15 protein-coding genes are annotated in these 14,066 nt (G+C 66.3%); 1 reads left to right on the top strand and 14 read right to left on the bottom strand.

Going from position 1 to position 14,066, the window contains the following annotated elements:
• Positions 1 to 90: 90 nt before the first annotated feature.
• From atpD to FB459_RS06480, 14 genes are all read right to left on the bottom strand, one after another.
• Complete coding sequence (atpD, locus tag FB459_RS06545; RefSeq protein ID WP_129624786.1) at positions 91 to 1,548, bottom strand: F0F1 ATP synthase subunit beta; 1,458 nt, start codon at positions 1,546 to 1,548, stop codon at positions 91 to 93.
• A gap of 19 nt (positions 1,549 to 1,567) precedes the next feature.
• Positions 1,568 to 2,479, bottom strand: coding sequence for a F0F1 ATP synthase subunit gamma (locus FB459_RS06540; protein WP_141927877.1), 912 nt, complete (start codon positions 2,477 to 2,479; stop codon positions 1,568 to 1,570).
• A gap of 53 nt (positions 2,480 to 2,532) precedes the next feature.
• Positions 2,533 to 4,167, bottom strand: coding sequence for a F0F1 ATP synthase subunit alpha (gene atpA / locus FB459_RS06535; RefSeq protein WP_141927876.1), 1,635 nt, complete (start codon positions 4,165 to 4,167; stop codon positions 2,533 to 2,535).
• A 73-nt stretch (positions 4,168 to 4,240) separates the two neighbouring features.
• Positions 4,241 to 5,053 (bottom strand): F0F1 ATP synthase subunit delta, encoded by an 813-nt coding sequence (locus FB459_RS06530; protein WP_141927875.1) that lies wholly within the window; start codon positions 5,051 to 5,053, stop codon positions 4,241 to 4,243.
• Positions 5,053 to 5,652 carry a F0F1 ATP synthase subunit B gene (locus tag FB459_RS06525; protein ID WP_425472370.1) on the bottom strand — a complete coding sequence of 200 codons (600 nt, stop codon included), beginning with the start codon at positions 5,650 to 5,652 and terminating at the stop codon, positions 5,053 to 5,055. The genes FB459_RS06530 and FB459_RS06525 overlap by 1 nt, the downstream gene beginning before the upstream one ends.
• A 67-nt stretch (positions 5,653 to 5,719) precedes the next feature.
• The gene (locus FB459_RS06520) at positions 5,720 to 5,932 is read right to left on the bottom strand and encodes an ATP synthase F0 subunit C (protein ID WP_115923601.1); all 213 of its coding nucleotides are present in this window, start codon (positions 5,930 to 5,932) and stop codon (positions 5,720 to 5,722) included.
• Positions 5,933 to 6,019: 87 nt separating this feature from the next.
• Positions 6,020 to 6,850, bottom strand: a complete 831-nt coding sequence (atpB, locus tag FB459_RS06515) for a F0F1 ATP synthase subunit A (RefSeq protein ID WP_129624782.1) — start codon at positions 6,848 to 6,850, stop codon at positions 6,020 to 6,022.
• Between the two features lie 70 nt (positions 6,851 to 6,920).
• Positions 6,921 to 7,199 (bottom strand): AtpZ/AtpI family protein, encoded by a 279-nt coding sequence (locus tag FB459_RS06510; RefSeq protein ID WP_141927874.1) that lies wholly within the window; start codon positions 7,197 to 7,199, stop codon positions 6,921 to 6,923.
• Complete coding sequence (locus FB459_RS06505; protein WP_141927873.1) at positions 7,196 to 7,660, bottom strand: Cg1360 family ATP-synthase-associated protein; 465 nt, start codon at positions 7,658 to 7,660, stop codon at positions 7,196 to 7,198. The genes FB459_RS06510 and FB459_RS06505 overlap by 4 nt, the downstream gene beginning before the upstream one ends.
• 111 nt (positions 7,661 to 7,771) lie before the next feature.
• Entirely contained in the window at positions 7,772 to 8,872 is a 1,101-nt protein-coding gene (locus tag FB459_RS06500; protein WP_141927872.1) for a glycosyltransferase family 4 protein, read from the bottom strand.
• A gap of 71 nt (positions 8,873 to 8,943) precedes the next feature.
• Positions 8,944 to 10,221 carry a serine hydroxymethyltransferase gene (locus tag FB459_RS06495; protein ID WP_141927871.1) on the bottom strand — a complete coding sequence of 426 codons (1,278 nt, stop codon included), beginning with the start codon at positions 10,219 to 10,221 and terminating at the stop codon, positions 8,944 to 8,946.
• Positions 10,222 to 10,229: 8 nt separating this feature from the next.
• The gene (locus tag FB459_RS06490) at positions 10,230 to 11,060 is read right to left on the bottom strand and encodes an L-threonylcarbamoyladenylate synthase (protein ID WP_141927870.1); all 831 of its coding nucleotides are present in this window, start codon (positions 11,058 to 11,060) and stop codon (positions 10,230 to 10,232) included.
• Positions 11,057 to 12,229, bottom strand: a complete 1,173-nt coding sequence (locus tag FB459_RS06485) for a PLP-dependent cysteine synthase family protein (protein ID WP_141927869.1) — start codon at positions 12,227 to 12,229, stop codon at positions 11,057 to 11,059. The genes FB459_RS06490 and FB459_RS06485 overlap by 4 nt, the downstream gene beginning before the upstream one ends.
• A gap of 64 nt (positions 12,230 to 12,293) precedes the next feature.
• A complete protein-coding gene (locus FB459_RS06480; RefSeq protein ID WP_170221754.1) occupies positions 12,294 to 13,280 on the bottom strand; it encodes a GNAT family N-acetyltransferase in 987 nt (328 codons plus the stop codon).
• Between the two features lie 74 nt (positions 13,281 to 13,354).
• Here FB459_RS06480 and FB459_RS06475 point away from each other — a divergent pair, with 74 nt between their 5' ends.
• Positions 13,355 to 13,924, top strand: a complete 570-nt coding sequence (locus FB459_RS06475; protein ID WP_141927867.1) for a pentapeptide repeat-containing protein — start codon at positions 13,355 to 13,357, stop codon at positions 13,922 to 13,924.
• The last annotated feature ends 142 nt before the right edge of the window (positions 13,925 to 14,066 follow it).

Genomic DNA, 14,066 nt, shown 5'->3' with positions numbered 1-14,066 from the left:
ATGACGCGGATGTCCCCGGCCCCGGCGGCGAGAACGAAGAACGCGGCCCCACCGAGGTGGGAGCCGCGTGCTTCGCGAAACTGTGAGGACTCAGCCCTCCAGTTCCTTGGCCTTCTTCTCGACGTCGTCCAGGCCACCGCACATGAAGAATGCCTGCTCCGGGAGGTGGTCGTAGTCACCGTCGGCGATCTTGGTGAACGCCTCGATGGTGTCCTCCAGCGGGACCGTCGACCCTTCGATGCCGGTGAACTGCTTGGCGACGTAGGTGTTCTGCGACAGGAAGCGCTGGATACGACGGGCCCGGTTGACGAGGATCTTGTCTTCTTCGGAGAGCTCGTCGATACCGAGGATCGCGATGATGTCCTGAAGCTCCTTGTTGCGCTGCAGGATTCCCTTGATCCGTACGGCGGTGTTGTAGTGCTCCGCCGAGATGTACCGCGGGTCGAGGATGCGCGACGTCGAGGTCAGCGGATCCACGGCCGGGTAGATACCCATCGAGGCGATGTCACGCGAGAGCTCGGTGGTCGCATCGAGGTGGGCGAAGGTGGTCGCCGGTGCCGGGTCGGTGTAGTCGTCGGCCGGCACGTAGATCGCTTGCATCGAGGTGATCGAGTGACCACGCGTCGAGGTGATCCGCTCCTGGAGCACACCCATCTCGTCGGCCAGGGTCGGCTGGTAGCCCACGGCGGAGGGCATGCGGCCCAGCAGAGTGGAGACCTCGGAACCGGCCTGGGTGAAGCGGAAGATGTTGTCGATGAACAGCAGGACGTCCTGCTTCTGCACATCGCGGAAGTACTCCGCCATGGTCAGAGCCGACAGGGCGACGCGCAGACGCGTGCCCGGCGGCTCGTCCATCTGACCGAAGACGAGGGCGGTTTGACCGAGAACGCCGGCCTCCTCCATCTCGACCATCAGGTCGTTACCCTCACGGGTGCGCTCACCGACACCGGCGAACACCGATACACCACCGTGGTCACGGGCCACACGGGCGATCATTTCCTGGATCAGAACGGTCTTGCCGACACCGGCACCACCGAACAGACCGATCTTTCCACCCTGCACGTACGGGGTGAGCAGGTCGATGACCTTGATACCCGTCTGGAACATCTGGGTCTTGGACTCGAGCTGGTCGAAGGCCGGAGCCTTGCGGTGGATGCCCCAACGCTCGTTGACCTCGAGGGTTTCGCCCTCTTCGAGGTTCAGGCAGTCGCCGGTGGCGTTGAAGACCTTGCCGAGGGTGACGTCACCGACCGGAACCGAGATCGGCCCGCCGGTGTCCTGCACCTGCGAACCGCGGACGAGGCCGTCGGTCGGCTGGAGCGAGATCGCACGAACCATGTTGTCGCCGATGTGCTGGGCGACCTCGAGGTTGACGTTCTTGGTCTCTCCGCCGAGCTCGACCTGGGTCGTGAGCAGGGCGTAGATCTCGGGCATCGAGTCGACGCTGAACTCCACGTCGACGACCGGGCCGATCACACGCGAGATGCGACCGACACCGCCGGGCTGCTGGGCCTGGTCGGCCTCGTGCTCGGTAGTAATGGTGCTCATTGATTTTTCCTTCTCGTCATCAGCTGGCGTCGGCGAGTGCGCTGGCGCCACCAACGATCTCGCTGATCTCTTGGGTGATTTCGGCCTGACGTGCCTGGTTGGCCAGTCGGGTGTAGGTCTTGATGAGTTCCTCGGCGTTGTCCGTGGCCGACTTCATCGCGCGCTGGCGCGCGGCCAGCTCGGACGCAGCCGCCTGCAACATCGCGTTGAAGATCCGCGACTCCACATACTTCGGCAGGAGCGCATCCAGCACGCCGGACGCGTCCGGCTCGAACTCGTACAGCGGCAGCAGGTCGTCGGGCTTACCGTCTGCGTCGGCGTCGACCACGCCCTCGACGACCTCCAGCGGCAGCAGGCGAAGCGCCAACGGTTCCTGGACCACCATGCTCTTGAAGCGGGTGTAGACCACGTGCACCTCATCGACGCCGCCGTCCTCGGAACCCTTGACGAACTCCTCGGTCAGGCGCTGACCGATCTCGCGGGCCACGTCCGGGGTCGGGCTGTCGGTGAAGCCGCTCCACTCCGCAGCGAATTCACGCCGGCGGAACTTGTAGTAGCTCACCGCCTTGCGACCGACCAGGAAGGGCACGACCTCCATGCCCTCGCCGCGCAGGTGCTCGATGAGCTCCTGGCTGCGCTTGATCGCGTTGACCGAGTACGACCCGGCCAGACCGCGGTCGCTGGTGAGGATCAGCACGGCCGCGCGCTTGGGCTGCTCGCGCTCGGTCGTGAGCACGTGCTCGACGTCCGAGTGAGTCGCGAGAGCCGAAACGGCGCGGGTGAGGGCGGTCGCGTAGGGCGTCGACCGCTCGACTGCCTGCCGGGCCTTGACCACCCGGGACGCAGCGATGAGCTCCATCGCGCGCGTGATCTTCTTGGTGGCCTGGACCGACCGGATGCGCTGGCGGTAGACCCGCATCTGCGCTCCCATAGGCGTTCCTTCCTTGTCGCTGTCGAACCGTCAGTAGGTCGTGAACAAGCGCGTCAGCGCTTCTGCTTCACGATCTGCTGCTGGTTGATCTGGTCCTCGGTCAGCTCGTCGAAGCGCTCCGAACCCTCACCGCCGTGATCGGGCGTGGAGCGGAACTCCTTCTTGAAGTCGGCCATGGCGTTCTCGAGCGTCTTCTTGCCGTCGTCGTCGAGCTTGGTGGTCTCGCGGACTCTCGACAGGAAGTCGCCGTGGTTGCGCCGCAGGTAGTCCAGCCAGTCGGACTCGAAACGGGCGACGTCCTCGGTCGGCACCTCGTCCAGCTGTCCGGTGGTACCGGCCCAGATGGAGGCGACCTGCTCCTCGAGGGAGTACGGGGAGTTCTGCGGCTGCTTGAACATCGCCATCAGACGCTCACCACGGGCCAGCTGACGACGCGACGCGGCGTCGAGGTCCGAGGCGAACATGGCGAAGGCCTGCATCTCGCGGAACTGCGCCAGGTCGACCTTGATCGAACCCGTCACACCCTTCATGGCCTTGGTCATCGCGGCACCACCGACTCGGGAGACGGAGATACCGACGTCGACGGCCGGACGCTGGTTGGAGTTGAACAGGTCGGACTGCAGGAAGATCTGACCGTCGGTGATCGAGATGACGTTGGTCGGAATGAACGCCGAGACGTCGCCACCCTTGGTCTCGATGATCGGCAGACCGGTCATCGAACCGGCACCGAGCTCGTCGGACAGCTTCGCGCAACGCTCGAGCAGACGGCTGTGCAGGTAGAGCACATCGCCCGGGTAGGCCTCACGGCCCGGCGGGCGGCGCAGCAACAGCGACATCGCGCGGTAGGCGTCGGCCTGCTTGGTCAGGTCGTCGAAGACGATCAGGACGTGCTTGCCCTGATACATCCAGTGCTGACCGATGGCCGAACCGGTGAACGGGGCCAGGTACTTGAAGCCGGCCGGGTCACCCGCGGGAGCGTTGACGATCGTGGTGTACTCCAGAGCGCCCGCCTCCTCGAGGGTGGTGCGCACCTCGGCGACGGTGGAGTTCTTCTGGCCGATGGCGACGTAGATGCAGCGGACCTGCTTCTCCGGGTCGCCGGTCTCCCAGTACTCCTTCTGGTTGATGATCGTGTCGGTGGCGATCGCGGTCTTGCCGGTCTTGCGGTCACCGATGATCAGCTGGCGCTGGCCACGGCCGATCGGGGTCATCGAGTCGATCGCCTTGATGCCGGTCATCAGCGGCTCGTGCACCGACTTACGCGAGACGACGTTGGGAGCCTGCAGCTCCAGCTCACGACGCTCGTCGGTCTTGATCTCGCCGAGGCCGTCGATCGGGGTACCCATCGGGTCGACGACGCGACCGAGGTAGGCGTCACCGACGGGAACCGAGAGGACCTCGCCCGTGCGCTTGACCTCCTGGCCCTCTTCGATGCCACCGAACTCACCGAGGACGACGACACCGATCTCGTGGACGTCGAGGTTCAGGGCGATGCCCAGCGTGCCGTCCTCGAACTGCAGCAGCTCGTTGGTCATGCAGGTCGGCAGGCCCTCAACGTGGGCGATGCCATCGGCGGCGTCGGTGACGCGGCCGACCTCGTCGCGCGAAGCCGCGCCCGGCTCGTAGGACTGGACATAACGGTCCAGAGCAGCCCGAATGTCTTCCGGACGGATGGAGAGCTCCGTCATCATCTTCTCCTTCATATGGGCCATGGCCCGCGGGTCAAGCTGTCAGGTGGTTCGAGGTGGTACCGAGCTGCGATCAGCCCGCCATGTCGCGGCGGACGTTCTCCAGTCGGCTCAGGATGGTGCCGTCGATGACCTCGTCACCGACCTGGACGCGGACGCCTCCGACGACCTCGGGGTCGATGACGACGTTGGTCATGACCTCGCGCCCGTAGAGGTTGTGCAGGGCACGAGCCAACCGGTCGCGCTGCTCGGGGGTGAGCGGTGTGGCCACGGTGACGATCGCGGTGAGCTGCTGACGCACCGACGCGGCGACGCGCAGGTAGTCCTCCAGCACGCGCTCGTACCGGCGGCCGCGCGGGTGCTCGGCACCACGGGCTGCGAGGAACGCGGTCTCCGGCTCGGCCTTGCCGTCGAGCAGTGCGTGCACCAGCGAGGCCTTGTCGGCGCCGGCACGCTGCCGGTCCATGAAGGCGTCACGCAGGTCCGCACTACCGGCGACGGTGCGCTCGAAGCGGAACAGCTGCTCCTCGACCTCGTCGATCCGACCACGACGGTCGGCGGCGGCGAAGGCCGATGCGACGGCGAGTTCCTCGACGGCGTCGGAGGCATCTCGGTCCTTGGTCCACCGCTGCGAGGAGACCTCGCGCAGCAGAGCCAGAACCGGGTCGCCGACCTTGCCGCCGAACACCGTGTCGACCAGCCCGGCGCGGCTGGACGCGTCATGCGTCGAGTCGGTGAGGGCCCGGCGCAAGCCGGCATTGCCGTCCAGCACGTCGACGGCGGCGAAGAGCTCGCGCGACGTGTCGGCCGCGTCCGCTCCCTCGCTGAGTCGGCGTCCGAGCTCGGACCGGACGTGGGCGAGTGCGCTCCGGGAGGCTCCCTGCATCAGTTGCCTGCCTCGGAACCGATCGTCGTCGGCTTCACGTCACCGGACTCGAGCTCGGCGAGGAACCGGTCGACGATGCCGCGCTGACGCGCCTCGTCCTCCAGCGACTCTCCGACGATCTTGCTGGCAAGCGTCGTCGACAGCGCGCCGATGTCGGACCGCAGCGAGACGGCTGCCTGCTGGCGGTCGGCCTCGATCTGCTTCTTGGCGGAGTCGACGATGCGAGCTGCCTCGGCGTTCGCCTGCTCGCGCATGTCCGCGACGATCTGTGCACCCTGGGCGCGCGCGTCCTCACGGATCTTCGCGGCCTCGTCCCGGGCGTGGCTCAGCTGTGCTTCGTACTGCGCCTTGGCAGCCTCGGCCTGCTTCTGAGCCTCCTGCGCCTGCTCCATACCGCCTTCGATGGCGGCGGTGCGCTCGGCGTGGGCCTGCTCCAGCTTCGGCACGACCTTCGTCTTGACGATCCACAGGAACAGACCGAAGACGATGAGGCCGAAGACCAGCTCAGGAATGTGCGGCAGGATCGGCGCCTGGCTGTGCTCGGGGTCTGCACCCTCCGCCAGCAGGGCCGCGGCCTGGGCCGCTGCGCTGGAATTGATCACGTTGTGCTCCTCGGTATCACCAGGACATGGCGGCGCTGATCAGTCCGCCTGTCCTGCGCGGGTCTTACAGGAAGAAGAGGACCAGACCGAAGATGGCAAGGGCCTCAGCCAGCGCGAAGCCGAGGATAGCGATCGGGCGCAACAGGTTGCCGCTCTCCGGGTTACGGGCAACGCCGGAGATGTAGGCGGCGAAGATCAGACCGATGGCGATCGCCGGGCCGATGGCGGCCAGGCCGTAGCCGATGGTGCTGAGGTTTCCGCTGAGTTCACCAGTCATTTTGGGTAGTGCCTCTCACATTGTGTGGGATGGACCAGAACGAACTGTTCGCTCTGGGCGATTGTGGGGTTTGTGTTCAGTTGTTGATCAGTGGTCGTCCGCGAGGGCGCCACCGATGTACGAGGCGGCCAGAAGGACGAAGACGTACGCCTGCAGGAACTGCACCAGGGCCTCGAACGCGGTCATGATCGCTGCCATGATCCAGGCGGGGATCGCGACGAACTTCAGCCCGATCGCATCCTGGTTGAACAGTTCCCAGCCGCCGAGGATGAACACCACGAGCAGCATGTGTCCGGCGAACATGTTGCCGAACAGACGCAGGGAGAGCGTCACCGGGCGGGTGATGAAGAACGTGAGCAGCTCCAGCGGCACGATCAGCGGAAGCAGCCAGCCCGGAACGCCCGGCGGGATCATCCACTTGATGTACTTGCCGAATCCGCCGTGCTTCTTGATGCCGACGTAGTGGTAGACGACGTAGACGAACAGCGTCAGCGCGATCGGGAAGCCGACGCGGGCCATCGTGGGGTTCTGGAACGGCGGGATGATGCCCATCCAGTTGTTCAGCAGGATGAAGACGAACAGGCTGAACAGCAGCGGGACGAACCGCATGAAGTCCTTGGACCCGATCGAGTCCTCGGCGACGCCGCCGCGGATCGCGTGGTAGACCTGCTCGGTGAGGTACTGCCCCTTGCCTGGGACGACGGACGCCTTACGGGTGGTGGCCAGCAGCCACCAGAGCAGCAGTGCGGTCGCCACCAGCATCACGATCATCGGACGGGTGATGGCGAGGGTGAACTCGTATCCGCCCAGGTCGACGGTGCCGAACTTGACCAGCGGCTGCCAGAAGTCCTCGGGCTTCGGGGGGAATCCGCCTTCGGCCGACACAGCTGTCGGCACGCTCAGCGCGGTGAGGCTCACGCGTTCTCCTCGTTCACGGTGGTGGTCAGGGGCTCAAGAAGATCTCGGGGCACAGCCGTCGGCCGATGCATCACGCGTCACCTTCAGGGGTCTTGGGGGCTGCGGAGCTGTCGGCGTCACCCGGACTGTTACCGGGGTTACCGTATCGGATCCACACCAGGTACATCGACAGGGCCATCCCCAGCAGCAGTCCGAGCAGCGTCAACCACGGCTTCGTGTCGAGCCAGCGGTCGGCGAACCATCCCACGGCGGTATAGAGCAACGGCCCGGAAATCAGGATCGCGGTGACGTTGGACGCGAGCTGATCGGATTTCGCATGGGTCGGACGCGTGATGCGGGAGGAACTCATCGGCTCGCTCCCGGAAGCGCGACATCGAACATCGGGGTGCGCGAGCGCATGAAGCCCCACAGTTGTCCCCCGAGCCAGACCAGCGCGGCCACGAGAGCGCCGAGCGCCACGCTGCGCGAGTCGAGTGCAGGCACGTTGGTCAGGAACAGCAGCGCGGGGAACATCAGGCTGACCTGGAGGCAGTAGATGCCGAGCGCGCCGGCCATCGAGGAGTTCGGGTGCAGTGACTCCAGCACCCAGCGGATGCCGACGTAACCCATGAGGAAGATCAGTGCGCTGACGGCGACACCCGCGCTCGCTCCGAGCAGGCCCTCGACGCCTCGCGCGAGGTAGCCGACCACGGCTGCGACAGGGAGAAGGGCGGCAGCTGCGAGGACTCCCCCGCGGAACATCATCGGGACGGCAGAACGGTCTGCGGACGCGGGGCTGCTGGTCGCAGCGCGCACTCGCTTCGCGGTCATTGATCGGCCCTCAGAACTGGTGGTGACGGGGGTCAGAAACTCTGGTGTGCCGCGGAATCGTCGCCGGGTAGGCGGCATCGCAACGGGTGGTCCAGGTGCTTGTGAAAGTTATCACAAGGACCTCCTACGGCCCAATTTCGGCAGCCCCAGGGTGAGCGCCAGGCACACGAGCAGGCCGACGACCAGGAACACTGCGGCGTACTCGGCCTGCACGAACGCGAACAGCAACGCTCCCCCGCTCACCACCATCGACCACGCGTAGAACAGCAGCACTGCCTGCCGGTGTGGGTGACCGATGCCGAGCATCTTGTGGTGCAGGTGCTTGGCGTCCGGCTTCCAGAACTTCAACCCGCGGCGGCGGATGGCGAGCAGGACGTCCAGGATCGGCACCGCGAGGATCGACAACGGCAACGCGATCGGTAGCCAGAAGGCCACCAGCGCCGAACTGCGCTGCGGCGCGATGCTCGGGTCGAAATTGCCGGTGAAGGAGATCGTGGCGGCCGCGAGCAGCAGACCCAGCAACAGCGCGCCCGCGTCACCCATGAACAGCTTCGCCGGGTGGAAGTTGTGCGGCAGGAAGCCCAGGCAGCACCCGACCACGGCCGCCGACAGGAACGCCGAGGTGGAGAACACCGATTCCACATTGAGTTCCGGCGGCAGGGATGAATAGGCCCAGATGAAGAAGGCGGCTGCCGCGATCGCGACCATTCCTGCGGCGAGCCCGTCCAGGCCGTCGGCGAAGTTGACCGCGTTCGTCGTCGCGATGACCACGAAGATCGTGAGGGCGAGCATCACCGGCTGCGGCAGGATCGTCTGCGCGCCGCCGTACGGCACGAGATAGAGCTGGATGCCGGCGAACGCCATCACCCCCGCGGCGATCATCTGCCCGGCGAACTTGGTGATCGCGTCGATCTCGATGAAGTCATCGACCGCCCCGAGCGCGGTGATGAGCACCGCGCCGATGAGCACGCCGTACAGTTCGCCTTCATCGTAAAGCCCTGACAGATAGGGCAATTGGGACGCAACCGCGGCTGCGGCGAGAAAGCCGACGAGCATGGCTACACCGCCCAGCCTGGGCACCGGGATCGAGTGCACGTCGCGTCCCCGCACCGGGGTGACCGCACCGAAACGAACTGCCGCCCACCGGATCGCCGGGGTCGCCAGGAACGTGATGGCCGCAGCAACCACACAGATCAGCAGATATTCACGCACGGTCGGTCAGCGAACTTCTCTCGGTCGTCGTGCAGACAGCCCCGCACGACCGGCGGGGCTGCCCGAAATGCTCAGCTACGAGGGTAAGCCGGGAAGCGCTTGCAGAGGTCCTCGACGCCGCCGCGCACCTCTTCGGAGATCGCGCTCTCGGGGTTGCCGTCGCCCTCGGTGATCGCCTTGTGAATGAGCTCGGCGATGACCTTCATCTCCTCCACGCCCATGCCCTGGGTGGTGACCGACGGCGTGCCGACGCGGATGCCGGACGCGATGTTCGGCTTCTGCGGGTCGAAGGGGATCGCGTTCTTGTTGAGCACGATGCCGGCTGCGTCCGCACGCTTCTCGGCGTCGGCTCCGGTGACGCCCACACCTTGCAGGTCGTGCAGCGACAGGTGGGTGTCGGTGCCCCCGGTGGTCGGGCGAATGCCCTTCTCCCCCAACGAGGTCGCCAGTTGCTGGGCGTTGGCGATGACGTCCTTCGCGTACTGCGCGTACTCCGGGGTCGCGCACTCCTTGAAGTTGACCGCCTTCGCCGCGATCGTGTGCATCTGCGGGCCGCCCTGCATCATCGGGAACACGGCCTTGTCGAGTGCCTTCGCGTGCTCCTCCTTGCAGACCAGCGCACCGGAGCGCGGCCCACGCAGCACCTTGTGCGTGGTGAAGGTGACGACGTCGGCGTAGGGCACCGGGCTCGGGATCGCCTTACCGGCGACCAGTCCGATGAAGTGCGCGGCGTCGACCCAGAAGATCGCACCGATCTCGTCGGCGAGCCCCCGGAAGAACTCGAAGTCGATCAACCGCGGGATCGCGGAGCCGCCGGCCAGGATGACCTTCGGCTTGTGCTCCTTGGCGAGGCGCTCGACCTCGGCGTAGTCGATGTCCTCGGTCTCCTTGTCGACGCCGTAGTGGACGGCGTTGAACCACTTGCCGGAGAAGCTGACCTTGGTGCCGTGGGTCAGGTGGCCACCCATCGGCAGCGCCATGCCCAGGATCGTGTCGCCCGGCTGCATGAACGCCCCGTAGACGGCCTGGTTGGCGCTCGCGCCGGAGTGCGGCTGCACGTTCGCGTGCTCGGCCCCGAACAGCTCCTTGGCACGCTCGATCGCGAGGTTCTCGGCGCGGTCGACCACCGAGCAGCCACCGTAGTAGCGACGTCCGGGGTATCCCTCGGCGTACTTGTTGGTGAGCGTCGATCCCAGCGCCGTGATGACGGCCGGGCTGGAGAGGTTCTCACTGGCGATCAACTGCAGGCCGCTGCGGATGCGGTCGACCTCGGCCACCAGCACGTCGGCGATCTCGGGGTCGAACTGTTCGAGCGCGTCGTAGTCGGGGCCGTAGAAGGGCGTGGTCATCTGTGTATTCACCTCGTGGTCGGGTCTTGCGGACGGTCGTCAGGGAGTTCTCGGAGATCTTCGGATTGCTCACGTTCTGCGTCGTCGTCGTGCTTGGCGAGGTCGATCGGACGATCGTCGGTGTGCTCCGGTATGCGCTCGCCGGTCTCGGGGTCGACCGACGGGTCGGGCTCCTCGCTGAAGCCGGCGTTCGGGTCGACCAGCTCGACCGAACCGAGCACCTCGCGCAACTGCTCCGCGCTGATCGCTCCTTCGCGCAGCAACTCGGGGTCGGCCTTGGTGCAGTCGAGAATCGTCGACGGTGTGCCGCCCTCGCGCGTGCCCGCGTCCAGGTAGACCTCGACGGACGGGCCGAACGCGAACCCGGCCTCGGCGATGGTGGTGATCGTCGGCTGACCGGTGCGATTGGCGGAGCTGACGGCCATCGGCCCTACCTGCGAAAGAAGGTCCTTGGCGAACTCGTCGTCCGGGATTCGAAGTGCCACAGTGCCGTTGGTGTCACCGAGGTCCCAGGCGAGGGACGGCTGGGCACGCAAGACGAGCGTGAGTCCGCCGGGCCAGAAGGCTTCGATCAGCCGGCGTGCGTACGACGGGACGGCGGTGGCGAGGCCGTCGACCGCGGCCGGGTCGGCGATAAGCACCGGCGGAGGCATCTCGCGTCCGCGTCCTTTGGCGTTCAGCAACGCGTCGACGCCGGACGCACTGAACGCGTCCGTGCCGATGCCGTAGACGGTGTCGGTCGGCAGCACGACGCACTGGCCCATGCGGGCTGCCTCGACAGCTTTCGCGATGCCTTCGCTGCGGCCTTGCTCGGTGGCGAGGTCGAAGACCGGACTCACTGCACACTCCTTGACGGGGTCGGACTCGTTCCGGACGAGTCTCCCGCATCTGCGGCGACGACCGCATCCAGGTCTGCCCACTCCCGGCGACGGAACGCACCGATGAGCTTCTCCCGGTAGACATCCATGTCGATCCCGTTGTCCCGCAACCAGGTCGAGTCGTAGTAGGTCTGTTCGTAGCGGCCGCCGCCGTCACACAGCAGGGTGACGATGCTGCCTCTCTCCCCGCGCGCCTGCATCTCGCAGGCCAGTCGCAGCGTGCCGACGAGGTTGGTGCCCGTCGAACCGCCGGCGAACAGTCCGGTGTGCTCACGCAACAGGTGCACGGCCGCGATGGACGCAGCGTCCGGCACCTTGATCATCCGGTCGACCACGCCCGGCGCGAACGACGGTTCGGTGCGCGGGCGTCCGATGCCCTCGATGCGTGACCCGCCGCAGATCGTGCGGCCGGCGTCGTGGTCGACCCAGCCGTCGAAGAAGACGGAGTTCTCGGGGTCGACGACACACAGCTTGGTGTCGTGCCCCTGGTAGCGCAGGTAGCGACCGATCGTCGCGCTCGTGCCGCCGGTGCCGGCACCGACCACGATCCAACTGGGGACGGGATGGGGCTCGCGCTCCATCTGGTCGAAGATCGACTCGGCGATGTTGTTGTTGCCCCGCCAGTCGGTGGCTCGCTCGGCGTACGTGAACTGATCCAGATAGTGACCGCCGGTCTCGTCGGCGATCTGCTGCGCGCGCTCGTACACCTGCGCGCCGGTGTCGACGAAGTCGCAGGTGCCGCCGTACCGCTCGATGAGTTCGATTTTGCGCCGACTGGTCGTGCCCGGCATCACCGCGACGAACGGCAGACCGAGCAGACGGGCGAAGTACGCCTCACTGACCGCGGTCGACCCGCTGCTCGCCTCGACCACCACGGACCCCTGACGGATCCAGCCGTTGCACAAGGCGTACATGAACAGGCTGCGGGCCAGACGATGCTTGAGGCTTCCGGTGGGGTGGGTCGATTCGTCCTTGAGGTAGATGTCGACACCGAACCCGTGGGGCAGGTGCAACGGGATGAGGTGGGTGTCCGCGGAACGGTTGGCGTCGGCCTCCACCTGGCGGATCGCCCAGGAGACCCAGGCACGTTCGTCGTCGCAGCACTGTGTGACGTCGAAGGTTGCCGGCATGACTGCGATCGTAGGCCCCGGGTGAGTCACGCCTCACACCGTGGCCGCAACCCGGCGGTAACGCTCAGATCCGTCCTTCGCACTCGTACAGCACGTCGGCCGCTTCGAAACCGAACTTCGCGTTGGTGGCGCGCATCGCCACGTTGGAGTCGGCGATGAAGGTCTGCAACATCGTGCGACCGTCGCGTACTCCGTCGAGTCGGCGCAGGTTGTCGGCCTTGAGCGCCTGCCCGATCCGTCGTCCGCGGTGTTCAGGTAGGACGAGCGTGTCCTCCTGCACCATGACTCGATCACTGTCCTGCATCAATATCTCTGTGTAACCGACCGATTCGCCGTTCACCATCGCGAGCGCGGTGACCGATGTCCAACCGCGCTCGACCAAACGCCGCTGACTGTCACGTTGCCGTTCGAGGTCGAGGTCGAGTGGTCGGCGACTGAGCTCGCCGCGTGGCACGTCCTGCTCCATCTGCTGCTGCAGCACGAGCAACTGCGCCTCGTACTGCTGCGGACACGGACCGACCCACCCCGCGATCTCGATGTCCGTGTCGAGCGGTGTGTCGAGCGGTGTGTCCATCGAGACGACCGGGAGTTCGAGCAGGTATCTGGTCTCGACGTTCGCGACCGCGAGTCCGTGCGCCGCGGCGAACCGGCCGCCGCGAGTCTCGGAGAAGTCCTGCCCAGGCAGTCCGTACACCTCGGTGTCGACCGTCGTTCGACGGCACTCGACCAACCGGTTCCGCAGATCCGCCGCGAGCGCTCGCCCGTGCCCACGGCCGGTGCGGTCGCCCTGTACTGCCAACTCGATGGACGCGGAATCGGTGTTCTCCCGGTTGGGGAGCGTGGCGTCCGCAGCAGCGACGATCTCCCCGTCGACCAGCCCGACCAACGCGATCCGGTCGGAGTACGTGGACGGGTTCTCGAACCTGTACAACGCCTCGTGGATCCCCGACCACCAGACCGGTGGACGACCGCCGGTGTAACCCTCGAACAGCACGTCGTGCCACGCGCGGATCTCAGCACGATCATCGGTGTTCAGTTCCCGAATCTCCATGATTGCCAGCCTGGTTGCCACCATCCTACGGCGCAACCCATTTACCTGTCGGGGTGAGATGGGAAGGTTGCGCCATGGAGATCGCCGACCGCCCGCTGGATCGCACCGAGCTCGAACGGATCCTGAACCAAGCTCGTGAGCCGGTTGCGCTGGTGCGTTGCGACCTGAGCGGTGCCAACCTGCGCGACCTCGATCTGACCGAGGTCACGTTCGACGAGTGCGCGCTCGACGGCGCGTTGTTGGACGGGGCTGCGCTGGGTGGGGTGATCTTCACGGGTTGCCGGATGACCGGTGTCTCGATGGAACGCACGCGTGGGCTGGGGTTCGAGATCCGCCGCTCCAACCTCTTCGCCGCCAACCTCATCGGTGCCGTTCTGGCCAACGCCGACCTCACCGGCTGCCGGTTCACCGAGGCTGTCCTGCGCAGCGCGGATCTGCACGCGTCCGTGTTCGACGGGTGCGACCTGACCGAGGCCGATCTGCACGCAGCGAACCTGAGCGACGCCGACCTTCGGGGCGCTCGCCTCGGTGAGTGCGATCTCGACCGGCTGCGTGCGCTGAAGGGCGCGATCCTCACCCCGAATCAGGCGAGCGACATCGTCGCCGATCTCACGGGAGCACAGATCGTCCCCATCGGCGACTGACGCCGCCCGATCGTTCTCGGCGTCATCGTCGCCGTCGCCGGCGTCATTTTCATCACCGGTGCGGTTGCGCTGCCGGACAGCATCGCCAACAACCTCGCACCCGAGACCCTCGGATGGATCCTGTTGGCCGCCGGCGTGCTGC

It is taken from the genome of Yimella lutea (assembly GCF_006715095.1).
In the GTDB taxonomy this organism is placed as follows: domain Bacteria; phylum Actinomycetota; class Actinomycetes; order Actinomycetales; family Dermatophilaceae; genus Yimella; species Yimella lutea.
Note: the sequence above shows the minus strand (reverse complement) of the source record. Positions and strands in the feature narration are given on the sequence as shown.